General features: G+C 63.4%; 17 protein-coding genes. 12 read left to right on the top strand and 5 right to left on the bottom strand.

Annotated features, from left to right (window positions below; translation table 11 throughout):
- Nucleotides 1-122: 122 nt before the first annotated feature.
- Nucleotides 123-1,889, top strand: a complete 1,767-nt coding sequence (locus tag JQ597_RS18175; protein ID WP_212265609.1) for an adenylate/guanylate cyclase domain-containing protein — start codon at nucleotides 123-125, stop codon at nucleotides 1,887-1,889.
- 86 nt (nucleotides 1,890-1,975) lie between these two features.
- On the opposite strand, the gene mepK is transcribed toward JQ597_RS18175, so the two are convergent.
- The 5 genes from mepK to JQ597_RS18200 all read right to left on the bottom strand — a co-directional run bounded on the left by mepK (nucleotide 1,976) and on the right by JQ597_RS18200 (nucleotide 9,135).
- Nucleotides 1,976-3,625 (bottom strand): peptidoglycan L,D-endopeptidase MepK, encoded by a 1,650-nt coding sequence (mepK, locus tag JQ597_RS18180; RefSeq protein ID WP_212265610.1) that lies wholly within the window; start codon nucleotides 3,623-3,625, stop codon nucleotides 1,976-1,978.
- A 283-nt stretch (nucleotides 3,626-3,908) separates the two neighbouring features.
- Nucleotides 3,909-6,071, bottom strand: a complete 2,163-nt coding sequence (locus JQ597_RS18185) for a L,D-transpeptidase family protein (protein WP_212265611.1) — start codon at nucleotides 6,069-6,071, stop codon at nucleotides 3,909-3,911.
- Between the two features lie 353 nt (nucleotides 6,072-6,424).
- Entirely contained in the window at nucleotides 6,425-7,930 is a 1,506-nt protein-coding gene (locus JQ597_RS18190; protein ID WP_212265612.1) for a sigma-54-dependent transcriptional regulator, read from the bottom strand.
- A 101-nt stretch (nucleotides 7,931-8,031) separates the two neighbouring features.
- Nucleotides 8,032-8,667, bottom strand: coding sequence for a TerC family protein (locus tag JQ597_RS18195; protein WP_212265613.1), 636 nt, complete (start codon nucleotides 8,665-8,667; stop codon nucleotides 8,032-8,034).
- A 126-nt stretch (nucleotides 8,668-8,793) separates the two neighbouring features.
- Nucleotides 8,794-9,135: a hypothetical protein gene (locus JQ597_RS18200; RefSeq protein ID WP_212265614.1), complete on the bottom strand. Its 342-nt coding sequence runs from the start codon at nucleotides 9,133-9,135 to the stop codon at nucleotides 8,794-8,796.
- Between the two features lie 101 nt (nucleotides 9,136-9,236).
- Between JQ597_RS18200 and JQ597_RS18205 the strand changes: the two genes are divergently transcribed.
- The 11 genes from JQ597_RS18205 (at nucleotide 9,237) to JQ597_RS18255 (ending at nucleotide 17,442) form a co-directional block, all read left to right on the top strand.
- Nucleotides 9,237-9,569, top strand: coding sequence for a helix-turn-helix domain-containing protein (locus JQ597_RS18205; protein ID WP_212265615.1), 333 nt, complete (start codon nucleotides 9,237-9,239; stop codon nucleotides 9,567-9,569).
- Complete coding sequence (locus tag JQ597_RS18210; protein ID WP_212265616.1) at nucleotides 9,566-10,009, top strand: hypothetical protein; 444 nt, start codon at nucleotides 9,566-9,568, stop codon at nucleotides 10,007-10,009. Before JQ597_RS18205 ends, JQ597_RS18210 begins: the two co-directional genes overlap by 4 nt.
- Before the next feature lie 40 nt (nucleotides 10,010-10,049).
- Nucleotides 10,050-11,927: a M3 family oligoendopeptidase gene (locus JQ597_RS18215; RefSeq protein ID WP_212265617.1), complete on the top strand. Its 1,878-nt coding sequence runs from the start codon at nucleotides 10,050-10,052 to the stop codon at nucleotides 11,925-11,927.
- Nucleotides 11,928-12,001: 74 nt separating this feature from the next.
- The gene (locus JQ597_RS18220; RefSeq protein ID WP_212265618.1) at nucleotides 12,002-12,589 is read left to right on the top strand and encodes a dioxygenase family protein; all 588 of its coding nucleotides are present in this window, start codon (nucleotides 12,002-12,004) and stop codon (nucleotides 12,587-12,589) included.
- A 113-nt stretch (nucleotides 12,590-12,702) separates the two neighbouring features.
- Nucleotides 12,703-12,963, top strand: coding sequence for an AbrB/MazE/SpoVT family DNA-binding domain-containing protein (locus tag JQ597_RS18225; protein ID WP_192736949.1), 261 nt, complete (start codon nucleotides 12,703-12,705; stop codon nucleotides 12,961-12,963).
- On the top strand, nucleotides 12,960-13,346 hold the full coding sequence (locus tag JQ597_RS18230) for a type II toxin-antitoxin system death-on-curing family toxin (RefSeq protein WP_212265619.1): 387 nt from the start codon (nucleotides 12,960-12,962) through the stop codon (nucleotides 13,344-13,346). Before JQ597_RS18225 ends, JQ597_RS18230 begins: the two co-directional genes overlap by 4 nt.
- A gap of 80 nt (nucleotides 13,347-13,426) precedes the next feature.
- On the top strand, nucleotides 13,427-13,579 hold the full coding sequence (locus JQ597_RS18235; protein WP_212032862.1) for an aa3-type cytochrome c oxidase subunit IV: 153 nt from the start codon (nucleotides 13,427-13,429) through the stop codon (nucleotides 13,577-13,579).
- 136 nt (nucleotides 13,580-13,715) lie between these two features.
- Nucleotides 13,716-14,840, top strand: coding sequence for a Re/Si-specific NAD(P)(+) transhydrogenase subunit alpha (locus tag JQ597_RS18240; RefSeq protein ID WP_212265620.1), 1,125 nt, complete (start codon nucleotides 13,716-13,718; stop codon nucleotides 14,838-14,840).
- A gap of 19 nt (nucleotides 14,841-14,859) precedes the next feature.
- Complete coding sequence (locus JQ597_RS18245) at nucleotides 14,860-15,177, top strand: proton-translocating transhydrogenase family protein (RefSeq protein ID WP_009398926.1); 318 nt, start codon at nucleotides 14,860-14,862, stop codon at nucleotides 15,175-15,177.
- Nucleotides 15,178-15,220: 43 nt separating this feature from the next.
- On the top strand, nucleotides 15,221-16,618 hold the full coding sequence (locus JQ597_RS18250) for an NAD(P)(+) transhydrogenase (Re/Si-specific) subunit beta (RefSeq protein WP_212265621.1): 1,398 nt from the start codon (nucleotides 15,221-15,223) through the stop codon (nucleotides 16,616-16,618).
- Nucleotides 16,619-16,635: 17 nt separating this feature from the next.
- A complete protein-coding gene (locus JQ597_RS18255) occupies nucleotides 16,636-17,442 on the top strand; it encodes an alpha/beta hydrolase (RefSeq protein WP_212265622.1) in 807 nt (268 codons plus the stop codon).
- Nucleotides 17,443-17,473: the final 31 nt, after the last annotated feature.

A 17,473-nucleotide genomic window follows, 5' to 3' on the forward strand; every position in this document is an offset into this window, starting at 1 on the left:
CGCGTTTTCTTGACGCGAACCGGCGTCCACTTCGCTGGAAAACGCTCTAGCAGGCACTTCCGGGGAAACCAGCTTGGGCCACGGCTCCGCCTCTGTTAGGCTGCCCGCAAGGGAACCTGGAAATGGACGTGCCTGGACCAGAGCGGAGGCTCGCAGCGGTCCTTGCCGCCGACATGGTCGGTTATAGCCGGCTCATGGAGGTTGACGAGACGGGGACGCTTGCCCGTCTCAAGACCCACCGGATCGAACTCATCGATCCGGTCATCACGAAGAACCATGGCCGCATCATCAAGACCACCGGCGACGGCATGCTGGTCGAATTCCGCAGCGTCGCCGATGCCGTGCTGTGTGCTGCCGAGATTCAGCGCCGGATGGCGCGGCGCAACGCCGACGTCTCGCCGGCGCGCTGGATACAGTTCCGGATCGGCATCAATCTTGGCGACATAATCGTCGAGGACAACGACATCTTTGGCGACGGCGTCAACGTTGCGGCGCGTCTCGAAATGCTCGCCGAGCCTGGCGGCATCTGTGTCTCCGGCGCGGTGCGCGATCAGGTCGGCCAACGGCTGGATGACGTCGCATTCGAGGATCTCGGCGAGCAGAGCGTCAAGAACATCGTCCGTCCGATCCGCGTCTTCCGGGTTCGGCTCGACGCCGATCCGGAAGCCGCGCCAGAGGGCGCGAAGGACGCTGCGGTGGCGGCGCCGGCCTCCAAGAAGCCGTCGATTGCCGTGCTGCCGCTCGCCAACATGAGCGGCGATCCGGAGCAGGAATTCTTCGCGGACGGCCTCACCGAGGACATCATTACCGAGCTGTCACGGTTCCGCGATTTGCTCGTCATCTCGCGCAACTCGACGTTCGTGCACAAGGGCAAGGCGGTCAACGTGCGGGAGATCGCGCGCGAATTCGGCGTCGATTACGTCCTCGAGGGGAGCGTGCGCAAGGCGCGCGATCGCGTCCGCGTCACCGTGCAGCTGATCGATGCAGAAACCGACCAGCACGTCTGGGCCGAACGCTACGACCGCGAGCTTGAAGACATATTCGCCATCCAGGACGAGATCACTCATGCGATCGTCGCGACGCTCCCCGGCAGGGTCGAGGCCGCCAGGCACGACCGCGCAAAACGCAAGCCGACCGACAGCATGGCGGCTTACGAGTGCGTGCTGGCTGCCAAGGTGCGGCACCACCGCTCGACGCGCGAGGACAATGCTGAAGCGCAGCGCCTGCTCGACCGCGCCCTCGCGCTCGACCCGAACTATGCGCATGCCCACGCCTGGAAAGCATGCGTGCTGGGCCAGACGTGGGTCTATGGCTGGTGTGCCGATCGCGATGCCACCTTCGAGCAGGTGGCCGCGGAGCTGGAGGTCACGCTGGCGCTCGACGACAATGACAGCGACGTGCACCGGATTCTCGCCGCGCTGAACCTGAACCGTAACGACCATGACAAGGCCGCGTATCACCAGGAGCGAGGGCTCGCGCTCAATCCCAACTACGACCTTGTCGTGGTGCAGCAGGGCGAGCTTCTAACCTGGCTCGGGCGGCCGGAGGAAGGCATCGACTGGATCAAGAAGGCGATGCGCCTCAACCCGTACCACCCGGAGCGCTTCTGGAGCCACCTCGGGCGCGCTTGCTACTGCGCCGAGAAATATGCCGACGCCATCGAGGCCTTTTCGCGGATCACGCGGCCCGACTACACCCATCATGCCTTCCTCGCAGCCACGTTTGCGCAAATGGGCAACGCGGTCGCCGCCGCTGCGCACGTCGCCGAGGTTCTAAAGTCAGAGCCGGCATTCTCGGTGGCCGTTTACCTCGTCACCCAGCACTACAAGCACGCCATCGACCGCCAGCGTCACGAGGCTGGCCTGCTCAAGGCAGGCTTGCCGGCCTGACGCAGCCGAGCACGAACACGGTGATCACGGCGCAGGGGCCGCGCTCTCGCGAGGATGATTTCGAGACCGATGGAAGTTGTGCCTGCTTAGCGCAGTGACGCCGTGCGCACGACGAAAGACTGCGTGGTGAGCTTGGCGGTCGCCGATCCGGTAAACCGGTCGGTGGTCATCCCCAGCATCGGATCTTCCGAGAAGCCCATCGTGATCGCGTACGGCGGCTTGACGAAGTAGCTACGCATCAGCGTCATGTCGGTATCGCCCAGCACGGTCGTCGACATCGCGTTGCTCGCGCTCGGTGCCAGCATCACGACCCGCATCCAGACATCGTTGCCCTTGGCGGCGGCAAGCCGCGTCGAGGTCGAAATCACGCCGGCCTGACCCTGCGACCCCTTGGCGACGACACTGTTGATTTCGGTGGCGGCAGCGGCGGCATTACGCGCCGGCCGCACGGTGCGCGGGATCGGCGCGGAGGCTGCGACGACGTTGGCGCGGTCAACCGGCGAGGAGGCGGCCGGCGCGTAGGCCAGTGCCTTGTTGAAAGCCTCGGCAACGCTGGCAGTCGGCTGCGGATCGGCGGCGCCGACGGCCTGACGGGCCCTGAGGGCTGCGAGCTGCACGGGGGTGGGCTGATTGGCCGTCGTCGGCGCATCGCCCCAGAAGCCGCGGGCGTTGATGATGTCGGCGGGTGTCTGCGGTTTCGGCTCGGCTGGCTTGTCGGCGGAAGCCTGCGCGGCCGGTTTGGATGGCTCCGGTTTGGATTTGGGCGCCGGAACGATCTGCGCATCAGCCGAGGCCAGCTGGATCGTTGCCGCGACCGGCTTTGCGCGCGGCGTCGGCACGATCTCGGCGGATTTGGTGTCGGCGGCCTTCGGGGCCGCGGCGGCGGCCACCACAGAAGGAGCGGGCTTCTCGTTCCTGACGGTGACGGGGGCGCCGCCCTCATCATCCTCGTCACTGGATTTGCCGCCCTTGAACAGCGAGGCGAACAGGCTGGGCTTCTTGCCCACCGTTGCAGCGTCGTCGCCACTGCCGCGCTTCTCGATGTCGGCGCGGGCCAGTTCATAACCCTTCAGCGGACCACCATTCGAGGGCAGGTGGACGGTGCGGCCATTGGGGAACACCCGGGCTAGCTGATCATGCGTCATGCGCGGCCAGTGACGGACGCTGCCGGTATCGAGATGAACGAACGGCGATCCCGAGGTCGGGTAGAAGCCGACGCCACCGCGCTGCAGGCGAAGTCCGGCGGCGCGGATCTGCTCGAGCGCAATGCCTGGGATGAAGAAATCCATCGCGTGGCCGAGCGTGTGCTGGCTGTGGCGGGCCACGCCGGACGAGCGGCGGCGGAGCATGGCATTGGTGGCGGGGGAGCGGTAGGCGGAGATGATCTGGATCGGCTGCTTGCCGTCGACGTCGCGGTTGACTTCCCAGAGGATGTCGAAGAGGTGACGATCCATCGTGGTCTGGTCCTGGCTGCGCCAGTCGCGGAGGAAGTGATTGAGTTTCTTCAGCGCCTCTTCGTCGTAACGCCCGTCGCGCTTGAAGGTGACGGTGAGGTCTTCGTTGGAGTGGGTGTGGTGGAAAGAAAGCGTCCGGGTCTCGTTCAGCGCGGTCGCGTCATGCACCGACCCGGCTCCGGCAAGGAGCAACAGCGAAGTCAGGCCGATTTGATATCCGGCCTTCGGCAGACGAAGCGAATTGATTTGGCGCGCGAAACCAGTCAGCACGTATGAGCCCACCCAGTCGACGAGCGATCACGGATCTCTTTCGCAAACCAGGCCTCCCAAGGACCTGCGAAAGAGGGTGAACGCTTTATTAAAGCGGGAGGGTTAACCGAAGTTTACCGACCCGCCCCCAAGTTAGGCTTAACCTAACCCGTCGACTGTGGCGAAAAAGTGCCCTGTGCCAAAACCGAGATGGATAATGGTTAACGTAAACGATCTCGCCAAAGCGGCGAGATCGTTGATTTTACTTAAAAATTTCGAGAGGCAGCCGGGACCCGGGGATTAAGACCCCCGGGGTTTAACGGGTGATCACCCGTCGCTGCTGCTGGGGTTGCGCTTGCGGCCGGCGGCCGACTGGCGCGGGGGGCGTGACCGATGGTCCGCCGAACAGCCGCTCGAAGAACGAAGGACCGGAGCTGCCGTAATCATTGTTGAAGGCGACGTTGGACGGCAGTGACGCGCCGCTCGGCCGGACGTAGCTCGGGTTGGCATGGGCCACAACGTTCTCCAGGTCCCTGCTCCCGGAATTCTTGAGCAGCGGCAGCATCCTTGCGTCGCGGCCGTAGACGTCCCTGCGCAACTGCAGCTTGCCGGAATCATCCACGAACGCGGTCTGATAGGTGATGTGGACCGGGACCGGGGTCGGGAATTTCAGGTCGATCTCGCTGCGGCCATACATGCTGCGGATTTTTTCCGGCGTGTATTTGTCGTTCGGCATGACGATGTTGAGCAGCGTCGAGGCGTATTGATCCGGATTCTGCACCCGCATGCAGCCATGGCTGAAGGCGCGCTCTTCCTTGGCGAACAGGTTTTTGTCGGGGGTGTCGTGCTGATAGACCAGGAACTTGTTCGGGAAGTTGAAGCGGATCCGGCCGAGCGCATTGGCCTCACCCGGCGGCTGCGAGATATGGATCGAGCCGTCACGGTTGCGTTCGAGCTTCAATCCCATGCGTTGCAGCACGGTCGGATCCTGCTGCAGCGCCGGCAGATATTCGTTGTAGATGATCGACGGCGGCACGTTCCAGGTCGGATTGACGGTGATGAACTTCATCGTCTCGGTCAGCATCGGCGTGGCGTGGTTTCCCGGCTTTCCGGTCACGACGCGGGTGGTCCAGACCTGGGCGCCGCCCTGCATCACCTTGAGCGTGAAGTCGGGGACGTTAAGAATGACATAGGCGTTGTTGAGCGACGGCACACCGAGCTGGCGCGGCAGCCAGCGCAAGCGTTCCATGTTGAGGATCACGGTGTCGATCTGGCGATCCCGCTTCGGGCTGTTGATGGCCTTGACGGTCTTGTCGTCGAGCACGCCGGTCGGCTTGAGGTCGGCGCTTTCCTGGAATTTGCGTACCGCTGCGGCGACCTTGGCATCGTACTTGGTGTCGTCGGGATTTTCGGTGACGCCGAGCTTGGCGCGCAGTTGCGGCACACGCGGATCTTCGGGGGCGGCCTCCGGCTGTTTCTTGGTCGCCGCCTTGAATGCGAGCGGAGCGCCTTCCGCGATCTGCACCACCGGGCCTTCGCCCTGACCGCGCAGTTCGGCGAGCTTGGCCTTCAAATCCTTGTAGAGCTTGAGCGGCGGGTTGTAGCCCTCGAGCGCTGCGGAAGCATCCTTGGCGGTCGAGATGTTGGCCAGAACTTCGGCCGGATCGGTCGGATGCTCGGGATAGAGGATGTCGGCGGCGACCTGCGACCAGTGCATCCGGCTGCTCTGCGCCTGGCGTGCATAGTCCAGCATGCTGGCGGTCAGCTTCAGTTCGGCGTCTGCCAGCTGGTCGGGCGAGGTGGCGGCTGCAAAATCCGGCACCGGATAGTCGGCGGGGTTGAGGCCGTCGGCAGCAGCGTCCTTCAGGCGCGCGACGACGCCCTTGGCGCCGGCGGTCAGTTTGCCGGCCTGCGTCCACTGCGGCGCAAATTCGCGGGCGCTGTAGAATTTTTCGACCGCGGCGCGCTCGCCCTTGCGATCGAACGTGCGCAGCGCCTTGCTGGCAAGCATGTCGCGCAATTTGTCGGCGACCGGCTGATCCGCCGGCGCGACACTGCTCGCGGCCTTCACCGGCTCCGCGGCAGGTGCTGCAGCCGTCGCGGGCGCAGGCGTTGCGGGCGTCGTGGTCGCGGTGTCGCTCTTGGGAGCGTCGCTCTTGGGGGTGTCGGCCGCGGGCGCGGTGACGGTTTCGGCCGGCTTCGGATCGGGAACGGTCGTGCTCGGTGCGGGTGCTGCCGTCTTGGCTGGATCGGGCACCGACGCGGTGGCGTCGATCTTAAAATCGCTGGCGGTCGGCGGCGGAACGTTGGCCGGCTCGGGACGCGGAACTGCTGCATCGATCGCGAGCTCTGCAGCGCTGGCCCGGGGCGTATCGCTCTGACCCGCCAGTGCAGAAGTCGCGGACACCGCTAGGAAGGTTGCCGCGACGGCGATCAGCACGCGGTCAAATCCAGCACGGTTGGTCGAACAGTCACGCATCGTCACACCCCCCTTGGGCGGAACTGCCCCGGCATGGAGCAGTCCTTCAGGTATCGCTCGTCACAGCTTGCGCGAAAGCGCCGGCCTCGATCGCTTTAAGTCGGTACGCCTGCACGCAACGATTCAAACGCAGACGATACATGCGCCCCTTTCATGCAGCCAGCGCCATGGGGGGCAACTCACGACAAACTGACCTCAAACCACCAGTTGCAATTCGGGTGGCGCGGTTTTGCCATGCCCCCTGACATTTGTCTGTCACCGGCAAGCCACGGTTCGAAGGTTCCCGAATCCCCGATGGCGCTCAAGCCCTTGCCACGGGAGCGCCACAATCGTCCGTGGCGCTCAATTGCTGCTCAGTTGGTATCTTGCGCGCCCTCAGCCGGATCGTTGGCGGCGGCCTCATCGAGTTTGCGATAGAGCGTGGAGCGGCCGATCTTCAGCCGGCGCGCCACTTCCGACATTTGCCCGCGATAGTGCGAAATCGCGAAACGGATGATCTCGTTTTCCATTTCCTCGAGCGGCCGCACCTCGCCCGCGGAGGTCAGCATCGCGAGACTGCCGGTGTTGCTCAGCGGCGCAATCGGTATCTCATTACCCGACACCATCGCAGGAGCCGTCGACGGACCGACGATCAGCGGTTCGCCGTGCATAGCCTGGGTGTCCGTGTCCGGGACGATATGGTGGGCGGCGGCATGCGGGAAGTCCGACAGGCCAAGCTGGTCGCTCTCGCTCAGCACCACGGCGCGATACACGGTGTTTTCGAGCTGGCGGATATTGCCGGGCCAATCGAGCTGCGCCAGATGCGTCATGGCTTCACCGCTGATGCCGGTGATGGTGCGGTTCTCTTCGGCGCTGAACCGCGCCAGGAAGTACCGCAACAGATGCGGGATGTCTTCCCGTCGCATGCGAAGCGGAGGAATGGTCAGCGGCAGCACGTGCAGGCGATAGAACAGATCCTCGCGGAATGCGCCGTTCTTCACGAGGTCGAGCAGTTTGCGGTTGGTCGCCGAAATGATGCGGACGTCGACCTTCACCGGCTTGCGGCCGCCGACGGCCTCGACCGTGCCTTCCTGCAATGCGCGAAGCAGCTTTACCTGGGCTGCAAGCGGCAGTTCGCCGACCTCGTCGAGGAACAGCGTGCCGCCGGACGCTTCGACGAACTTGCCCATGTGGCGTTCGGTGGCGCCGGTGAAAGCGCCCTTCTCGTGACCGAACAGGATCGATTCCACCAGATTGTCGGGGATCGCGCCGCAGTTGACGGCCACGAACGGCTTGGCCTTGCGCTCGCTGCTGCCGTGGATGGCGCGGGCAAACAATTCCTTGCCGACGCCGGACTCGCCTTCGATCAGCACCGGAATGCCCGATGAGGCGGCCTTCTGCGCCGTGCGCAGCACGCCTGCCATGGTTTCGCTGCGGGTGATGATATCGGCAAAGGTCAGCCGGCCTTCGCGGCTGTGACGGATGCGCTGCAATTCGCCCTTCAAGGCCTGCGTGTTGAGCGCGTTGCGCAGCGACACCTGCAGCCGTTCGAAGCCGGCCGGCTTGACGACGAAATCCTGCGCGCCGGCGCGCATCGCCGAAACCACGTTGTCGATGCCGCCATGGGCGGTCTGCACGATGACGGGAACGGTCAATCCGGCATCACGAATTTTTGCGAGCACGCCGAGTCCGTCGAGACCGGGCATCACGAGATCGAGAACGACGGCATCGATCGCTTGCGCGTCGGGGGCGGTCAGCAAGGCCACGGCGGCGTCGCCGCTGTCGACGACGAGGGACTCATAACCGCATTTCTGCACCATGTTTTCCACCAGACGGCGCTGCACCGCGTCGTCATCAGCAATCAGAATGGTAGCAGCCATGGTTTACCCCGCACGTTACGCTAACTGTATCGAATCGGGGCACTCTCGCCTATGGCGATTAACGCACACTTAATTGTTGGAGGGCGGCTGTGTGAGAGCGGCTAAGCGTTGAGGTGTGGCCACACCTCCAGAACGCCGCGATAACACATGTCGAAAGCCACATAGAGGATGATCGCAAGGCCGACATAGGCGATCCAGCGATGCTTTTCCAGGAGCCGCGCGATGAAGTTGGCGGCGAGCCCCATCAGCGCAATGGAAAGTGCCAGACCGAATATCAGGATCATCGGATGCTCGCGCGCCGCACCTGCGACGGCGAGCACATTGTCGAGCGACATCGACACGTCGGCGAGCGTGATCTGCCAGACGGCCTGGCCAAGCGTCTTCTGGCGGCCCGCACCGGCTGGTGTATCGATCGCTGCGGACGACAAACTCTGAAACTTCGGTTGATGCGACGTATGCAGCTCGCGCCACATCTTCCAGCATACCCAAAGCAGAAGAACGCCGCCCGCGAGCAGCAGTCCAATGATTTGCAGCAACTGAACCGTGACGGAAGCGAAGCCGATGCGCAGGATCGTGGCGGCCAATATGCCGATCAAAATCGCCTTCTTGCGCTGACCCTCGGGTAGCCCGGCGGCTGCGAGCCCGATGACGATCGCATTGTCGCCCGCGAGCACCAGGTCGATCATGATGACCTGGAAAAGCGCTGTCAGGTGTTGCGAGGTAATTAAGTCCAGCATGCAGGGCCACTCCGTTCAGGAGTCCAATCCGACATCGCAGTTCGCTTGAACTGCCAGAGGGGCCCGGGCTTGGACGTGCACAGTCAAAAAAAGACGAAAGGTCGATCAGCGGAAAAACTGTTCCCGCTACTCAGGTTGGTCCGAAAAGGCGAAGAGCCTGATCATCTGGTCCGGCTCGATCAGAACGGACAGCACGACGCCGATGAAAGTCAGGCTGCCGGCGAGGTCGAACCACATGGTGCGGAACCGGTCGCGTCGGCACAGCAGCGCGAAGCCGGCCGTCGTCGCGCCGATCGCAAATAGCAGGGTGACAATCGCGGGCGTCAGCGCATCAACAGGCACGAGGTTGCGGATTCCGAGCGTCGCGATCAGTGCCACCAGCAGGATGCCGGCCATCAGCTCCTTGCCACGGGTGGTGTTTTCCTGGCCCTTGGTCCGGACAATCTGACTGCGATCTGCGATAGCCATGGATTATTGTCCTCCCAAAGACTCGCGAACTGAGGGAAACCGCGAGATTGTGGTAGGGAACATTGGCTGTTCCGGAATTCAATCTAGGTAGTTTAGTAATCATGAAACGAGCAAAACATCAAGATGTTTTCGCTGGACAGCTGCCGGGCAAGGTCGCCACGGAAGCCCGGCAATTGCGGAAACAGGCTGGGGATTGGCTCAAGCTGCGCAGGGCCGATGCCGGATTGTCGCAGGCTGATCTCGCCGCGCGGCTCGGTCTCAAATATTATACGTTCATCTCACAGGTCGAGAACGGGTTCAGCCGCGTTCCAACTGAAATCATGGGCGCATGGGCCAGCGAGCTGGGTCTTGAACAGGCGGCGTTCGCTAGGCATCTATTACTGTACTACGAGCCGGAATTGCACCGGCTGCTGTTCGGAGCGGAAAGCAAATGAGCGTGGTTGCGTTCGAGCGCACACAGGAAACCGGCATCTGGAGCGAACGGGAACTCAATACAATCTGCGCGGCATTGCAGGCTGCGCTCGCGCCGTCGACCGGCCGCGAATGGGAAACCGGCACCACCGAAAAAGGCGATGCCCAGTTCTATCTGTTGGGTCCGCTTCCGGATCAGGCCTGCGAGCTGTGTGTGTCCCGGATCGGGGCGCGCTATATCCTGGAAGACGGATCGGGCCGGCTGCTGTTCGAGCATCGAAACCTCGATATCGTCGCGCTGCATGCGAGGGCGGCGGTCCCGTCCACGTCGTGGCTGATGGTCAAGGCGATCACGCTGTGGTGTGCGATTCGGAGCGCCTTTCACGAAAAACTCGAGCCGATGATCGCGGAGACCGAAGAGCTGCTGGTGCAGCTCGCGCCGCAGCTGGCAGCGTTCGCCTGATCGCCTCGTCAAAAATCATCACGCCAATTTGAAAGTGTTCATGAACGCGAAATCTGCGACATCCCGCGCCAGCAAGACGTCCCGCAAAACCGCAATCAGCAAGGGAACTGCCGTCCGCAAGGCCACCGCAGCCAAATCGAAGACCGGCAAACTGCCGGAATGGAATCTGGCCGACCTCTATTCCGGCATCGACGCCCCCGAAGTCGCGCGTGACTTGCAGGAGATGGATGCCGAATGCATCGCGTTCGAGACGGACTACAAAGGCAAACTGGCCGAAAACGTTGCAAAGGATAGTGGCGGGCAGTGGCTCGCCGCAGCGGTCAAGCGCTACGAGGCGATCGACGACCTCGCCGGCCGCCTTGGCTCCTATGCCGGCCTTGTCCACGCCGGCGACAGCGTCGATCCCGCGATCACGAAATTCTACGGCGACGTTTCGGAGCGGCTAACGGCCGCATCGGTGCATCTGCTGTTCTTCGGGCTTGAACTCAACCGCGTGGACGACGCCGTGATCGAGCGCGCGCTGCTGACGCCCGAACTCGCCTACTATCGCCCGTGGATCGAGGATCTGCGCAAGGACAAGCCGTACCAGCTCGAGGATCGCGTCGAGCAGTTGTTTCACGAAAAATCCCAGAGCGGCTATGCCGCCTGGAACCGGCTGTTCGACCAGACCATCTCCGGCCTGCGCTTCAAGGTCGGTGGCAAAGAACTGGCGATCGAGCCGACGCTCAATTTCCTGCAGGACCGCGCGCCGGAAAAGCGCAAGGCCGCGGGGCAGGCGCTGGCGAAAACCTTCAAGGAGAATGAGCGGACCTTTGCGCTCGTCACCAACACGCTCGCCAAGGACAAGGAGATTTCCGATCGCTGGCGTGGCTTTGCGGATGTCGCGGATTCCCGGCATCTCAACAACCGCGTCGAGCGCGAGGTGGTCGATGCGCTGGTCGGATCGGTCAGGTCGGCCTATCCGCGGCTGTCGCATCGTTATTACGCGCTCAAGGCCGGCTGGTTCAAAAAGAAGAAGCTGGCGCATTGGGATCGCAACGCGCCGCTGCCGTTCGCGGCGACCGGCACGATCGCCTGGCCCGAGGCCCGCAACATGGTGCTGACGGCCTATCGCGGCTTCTCGGTCGAGATGGCCGATATCGCCGAGCGTTTCTTCACCGACCGCTGGATCGACGCGCCGGTGCGGCCGGGCAAGGCGCCCGGTGCGTTCTCGCATCCGACCACGCCGTCGGCGCATCCCTATGTGCTGATGAACTATCAGGGCAGGCCGCGCGACGTGATGACGCTGGCGCATGAACTCGGCCACGGCGTGCACCAGGTGCTGGCGGCCAAAAATGGAGCGCTGATGGCGCCGACGCCGCTGACGCTCGCCGAAACCGCCAGCGTGTTCGGCGAAATGCTGACCTTCAAGCGGCTGTTGGGACAGACCAAGAATGCGAAACAGCGTCAGGCGCTGCTCGCCGGCAAGGTCGAGGACATGATCAACACCGTGGTGCGGCAGGTCGCGTTCTATTCGTTCGAGCGCGCCATCCACACCGAGCGCAAGAACGGCGAATTGACCGCCCAGCGCATCGGCGAGATCTGGCTCAGCGTGCAGGGCGAAAGCCTCGGGCCGGCCATCGACATCCGTCCGGGCTACGAGAATTTCTGGATGTACATCCCGCACTTCATCCATTCGCCGTTCTACGTTTACGCCTATGCGTTCGGCGATTGCCTGGTGAACTCGCTTTATGCGGTCTACGAGAACGCCTCCGACGGCTTTGCCGAGCGCTACCTTGCGATGCTCGCGGCCGGCGGCACCAAGCATTATTCCGAACTGCTGAAGCCGTTCGGGCTCGATGCCAAGGATCCCAAGTTCTGGGACGGCGGGCTGTCGGTCATCGCCGGCATGATCGACGAACTGGAAACGATGGGCTGACGCACACGCCGCGGCGACAAGCTTCGGCCGTCGTCGCATCCCATCATGACGGCGACTTCAGGAGTGGAGCGCTCATGGTCGACACGCCGACACGACGCGCAGTGCTTGGAGCGGGCGCCCTCGTGGCCGGTTCGCTGTTCGGGATCGAAAGCGGTGTTGCCCAGGCGCCGCTTCCGCCCACGCCCGCCTGCCACGACGGCGAGGCGGCAACGCTGGCGCAGACCGAAGGGCCGTATTTCAAGCCGTCCTCGCCCGAGCGGGTCGAACTGTTTGAAGAGGGGATGGCGGGGCAGCCGATCGAACTGGTCGGGTTTGTCCTTTCCCGCGACTGCAAGCCGGTCTCTGGCGCTTTGCTGGATTTCTGGCAGGCCGACGGCAGGGGCCAGTATGACAATTCCGGCTTCCGGCTGCGCGGTCATCAGTTTACCGATGCGGAAGGGCGCTATCGATTGCGCAGCGTCGTGCCCGGCGTTTATCCCGGCCGCACCCGCCACATCCATGTGAAGGTGCAGCCGCTCGGCGGCCGCGTGCTGACCACCCAGCTCTATTTTCCCGGCGAATCGCAGAACCGCTCCGACGGCCTGTTCCGCAAGGCGTTGCTGGTGCGCACCGCCAAGAACGCCGGATGGCTCGCCGGGCGGTTCGATTTCGTGGTCGGCTAGGCGCTTTAGCGCCGCGCAGGCATTTTCGGTAAAACATTTGTTGAACAGGCGGGCACGCCGTGTTATACGTTCCGTACAACGGAGCTGGTACTATGACCAAGACCCCTCGCGGCATGAACGAAGCCCCTCGTGAGTACAAGATCGAGGATACCGCGCTTCAAATTCGGAAGATTGGCAATTCGGTCGGCGTGATCCTGCCGAAAGAGCTCCTTGCCCGGCTGAATCTCAAGGAGGGCGACAAGTTCTATCCGGTCGAGCAACCGGATGGCAGCCTGCGTCTTTCGCCGTTCAACCCCAAGCATGCGCGGACGATGGAAATCGCCCGCCAGATCATGCACGAATACCGCGATACGTTTGCCGCGCTTGCAAAATGAGTGAGCCAATCTGGCTCGATGTCGACGAAGTCATCGACATGCATGCCGGGCAACTAGCGATATTTGGCGGACCAGAAGGCCTCCGGGATCACGGCCTTCTGGAGTCGGCGGTTATGCGGCCGGTCAATCAATGGGCTTATGGACAGACTGATATGGCCGCGCTCGCCGCAGCCTATGCGTTCGGTCTTGCCCGGAACCACGCCTTTGTGGACGGCAACAAGCGCACCGCATTCCACGCCATGATGGTGTTTTTGCGGGTCAACGACATCCCGTTCGCGCCCGATCCGGCGCACGCGACGGCCATCATCCTGTCCCTGGCCGCGGGCGAGGTCAGCGAGGAAAGCCTGACCCGCTGGATCCGGGATAATTGGCCTTCCGAATGACCCGATAGGCTTTGTCCCGTTGCCCTGCTGGCGGCTTTGCGGTAATTGCACGCCAGATCGTGGATTGACTGGGGATACCGATGGCAGACCATAGCGAAGTGGCCTACACGACCGCTGACGGCAACGATTATCCGGCCCATGAGCAGACCTATGAAGGGTTCATCATGCTGGTCAAATACGGCACCGTGGCCGTCGTCGTGATCGTCGCCCTGATGGGCTACTTCCTGACCTGATGCGTCGCCGGCTGTACCGCCCGGGCGGCGGTGACCAGAAAAATTTGCACGTTGCCCGGTCATGAAACCGGTATCCAACTAAGCGGAAATAACGCTAGTTTGCTTGCGCGCGCGCCCTCGCGCCGCCGGAGGCCCCATGAAGATTGCCGTTGCCAAGGAAATCGATCCGTCCGAACCGCGGGTGGCTGCTTCTCCCGACACCGTGAAGAAGTTCAAGGCGATTGGTGCTGAAGTGGTGGTGGAGCCGGGAGCAGGCATCAAGTCGGGCCTGCCGGATTCCGAATATATCGCGGCCGGCGCCACCATCAGTGCGGACGCGCTGAAGGATGCCGACATCATCATCAAGGTGAAGCGGCCGGAGGCCTCTGAACTCGGCCAATACAAGCGCGGCGCCCTGGTCATCGCCATTATGGACCCCTACGGCAATGAGGCGGCGCTCAAGACCATCGCCGACTCCGGCGTGTCTGCCTTCGCGATGGAATTGATGCCGCGCATCACCCGCGCGCAGGTGATGGACGTGTTGTCCTCGCAGGCCAACCTCGCCGGCTACCGCGCGGTGATCGAGGCCGCTGAGGCGTTCGGCCGTGCTTTCCCCATGATGATGACCGCAGCGGGCACGGTTCCCGCGGCAAAAGTGTTCGTGATGGGCGTCGGCGTTGCCGGCCTGCAGGCGATCGCGACCGCGCGCCGGCTTGGCGCCGTCGTCACCGCGACCGACGTGCGGCCCGCCACCAAGGAGCAGGTCGAAAGTCTCGGCGCCAAATTCCTCGCTGTCGAGGATGAGGAGTTCAAGAACGCACAGACCGCCGGCGGCTATGCCAAGGAAATGTCGAAAGAGTATCAGGCCAAGCAGGCCGCCCTGACCGCCGAGCACATCAAGAAGCAGGACATTATCATCACGACCGCGCTGATCCCGGGCCGCCCGGCGCCGAAGCTTGTCAGCGCCGACATGGTCAAGTCGATGAAGCCCGGCTCGGTCCTGATCGATCTGGCGATTGAGCGCGGCGGCAATGTCGAGGGCGCCAGACCGGGCGAAGTCGTCGATGCCGATGGCGTCAAGATCGTCGGCTACACCAATGTCGCGGGCCGTGTCGCGCAGTCCGCCTCGAGCCTGTACGCCCGCAACCTGTTTTCCTTCATCGAGACCATGATCGACAAGCCGAACAAGGCGCTCGCGGTCAATTGGGAAGACGAACTGGTGAAGGCCACCGCGCTGACCAGAGACGGCGCCGTCATCCATCCGAACTTCCAGCCTAAATAGCCAGCCTAGGAGAGCCGCCATGGATCATATTGCACAGGCCGTCGATCCCTTCGTGTTCCGGCTGTCGATCTTCGTCCTTGCCGTTTTCGTCGGCTACTTCGTGGTCTGGTCGGTGACCCCCGCGCTGCATACGCCGCTGATGTCGGTGACGAATGCGATCTCGTCGGTGATCGTGGTCGGCGCGCTGCTCGCGGTCGGCGTTCCCATGATCTCGAGCGGCAGCGGCTGGGCGCGCGGCTTCGGCTTCATCGCGCTGATCTTCGCTTGCGTAAATATCTTCGGCGGCTTCCTTGTCACCCAGCGCATGCTGGCGATGTACAAGAAGAAGGTAAAGTGAGCGGCGTGCACCTCGGGGTGGCGAAGACAATAGGGGACCTGAGATGAACGCCAATCTGGCTGCAGTATTGTATCTCGTGGCGGGTGTGCTGTTCATCCTGTCACTGCGCGGCTTGTCCAGTCCGGCATCGTCCCGCCAGGGCAATCTGTTCGGCATGGTCGGCATGGCGATCGCGGTCGCGACCACGCTCGCCAGTCATCCGCCGGCGGACGGCCTCGCCTGGGTGCTGGTGATCCTTGGCATCGCCATCGGCGGTGGCATCGGTGCGGTGATCGCGCGGCGGGTGCCGATGACCTCGATGCCGGAACTGGTCGCCGCCTTCCACTCGCTGGTCGGTATGGCCGCGGTGCTGGTGGCCGCCGGCGCGTTCTACGCGCCCGAAGCGTTCGACATCGGCAAGCCCGGGCAGATTCACGCCGCGAGCCTGATCGAAATGTCGCTCGGCGTCGCGATCGGCGCGCTGACCTTCACCGGCTCCGTGATCGCGTTCCTGAAGCTTTCCGGCCGCATGAGCGGCGCGCCGATCATCCTGCCGGCGCGCCACATCATCAACATCGCGCTGGGTCTGGCGCTGGTGTTCTTCATCTTCGGTCTGGTGCGGTCCGGCAGCGCGCTCGACTTCTGGCTGATCACGATCATCGCGCTGGTGCTCGGCGCGCTCCTGATCATCCCGATCGGCGGGGCCGATATGCCGGTCGTGATCTCGATGCTGAACTCCTATTCCGGCTGGGCCGCCGCCGGCATCGGCTTCACGCTCGGCAATTCCGCGCTGATCATCACCGGCGCGCTGGTCGGCTCTTCGGGCGCGATCCTGTCCTACATCATGTGCCATGCGATGAACCGCTCCTTCATCTCGGTCATTCTCGGCGGCTTTGGCGGCGAGACCGTCGCAGCCGGCGGCGGCGGTGGCGAGCAGAAGCCTGCCAAACTCGGCTCGGCCGACGACGCGGCCTTCATCATGAAGAACGCGCAGAAGGTGATCATCGTGCCCGGCTACGGCATGGCCGTGGCGCAGGCCCAGCATGCGCTGCGCGAAATGGGCGACCTCCTGAAGAAGGAGGGCGTCGAGGTGAAGTACGCCATTCATCCGGTCGCGGGCCGCATGCCCGGCCACATGAACGTGCTGCTCGCCGAAGCCAACGTGCCCTATGACGAGGTGTTCGAACTCGAGGACATCAACTCCGAATTCGCCCAGGCCGACATCGCCTTCGTGATCGGCGCCAACGACGTCACCAATCCGGCGGCCGAGGACGACAAGACCTCGCCGATCTACGGCATGCCGGTGCTGCAGGTCTGGAAGGCCGGAACCGTGATGTTCATCAAGCGCTCGCTGGCGTCGGGCTATGCCGGCATCGACAATCCCTTGTTCTATCGCGACAACACCATGATGCTGCTCGGCGACGCCAAGAAGGTGACCGAGAACATCGTCAAGGGGATGTAACCCGCTCACGGGAAGTCATGACCGTCCTGAAATGGCTGCTGATTGTCGTTTCGGTCGGGTATGCCTGCGGGCTTGCCGCGCTGTTCTTCTTGCAGCGCTCGTTCCTGTTTCCGATTCCCACGGCGGAGCGCACGTCGCCGCAGGTGGCCGGTTTTCCGGAAGCCGAAGAGCATGTGCTGGCCACCGCGGACGTTGAAAAGATCATTGTCTGGCATGTTCCGGCCAGGCCCGGTCGTCCCGTCATTCTCTATTTCCACGGCAACGGCGATTTCCTCGCCGGCTTCTTCGGCCGCTTTCGCGAGTTGATCGCCGATGGCACCGGTGTCGTCGCGATGTCCTATCGCGGCTATGCCGGCTCCAGCGGGAAGCCGAGCGAGCGCGGATTGCTGCAGGATGCGGCTGCGGCCTATGCCTTCACGACGGCGCGATACAGCGCGGACAGGATCGTGGCCTGGGGCTTTTCGCTCGGCACCGGCGTCGCGGTGGCGCTGGCGGCGGAACAGCCGATTGGCAAGATCATTCTGGAGGCGCCCTATACATCGCTTGCCGACGTTGGCGCTGCCGCATTTCCGATCTTCCCCGTTCGTTGGGCGATGAAAGATCCATTCCATTCCGACCGGCGCATCGCCGGGGTGAAGGCCCCGATGCTGATCCTGCACGGCGCGCGAGATGCCACCATCTCGATCCGATTTGGCGAGCGCCTGTTCGCGCTCGCGCATGAGCCCAAGACGTTCGTCAGGTTCCCCGACGGTGGCCACAACGATCTCGACGCTTACGGCGCGACGGCAGCAGCGCGAAAATTCATCAACGCCGCAAAAGGCTGACTGCGGCGATCGTTTACTGCATAGTCGGACC

The sequence above is a fragment of the Bradyrhizobium sp. AUGA SZCCT0177 genome (assembly GCF_018130125.1).
In the GTDB taxonomy this organism is placed as follows: Bacteria; Pseudomonadota; Alphaproteobacteria; order Rhizobiales; family Xanthobacteraceae; genus Bradyrhizobium.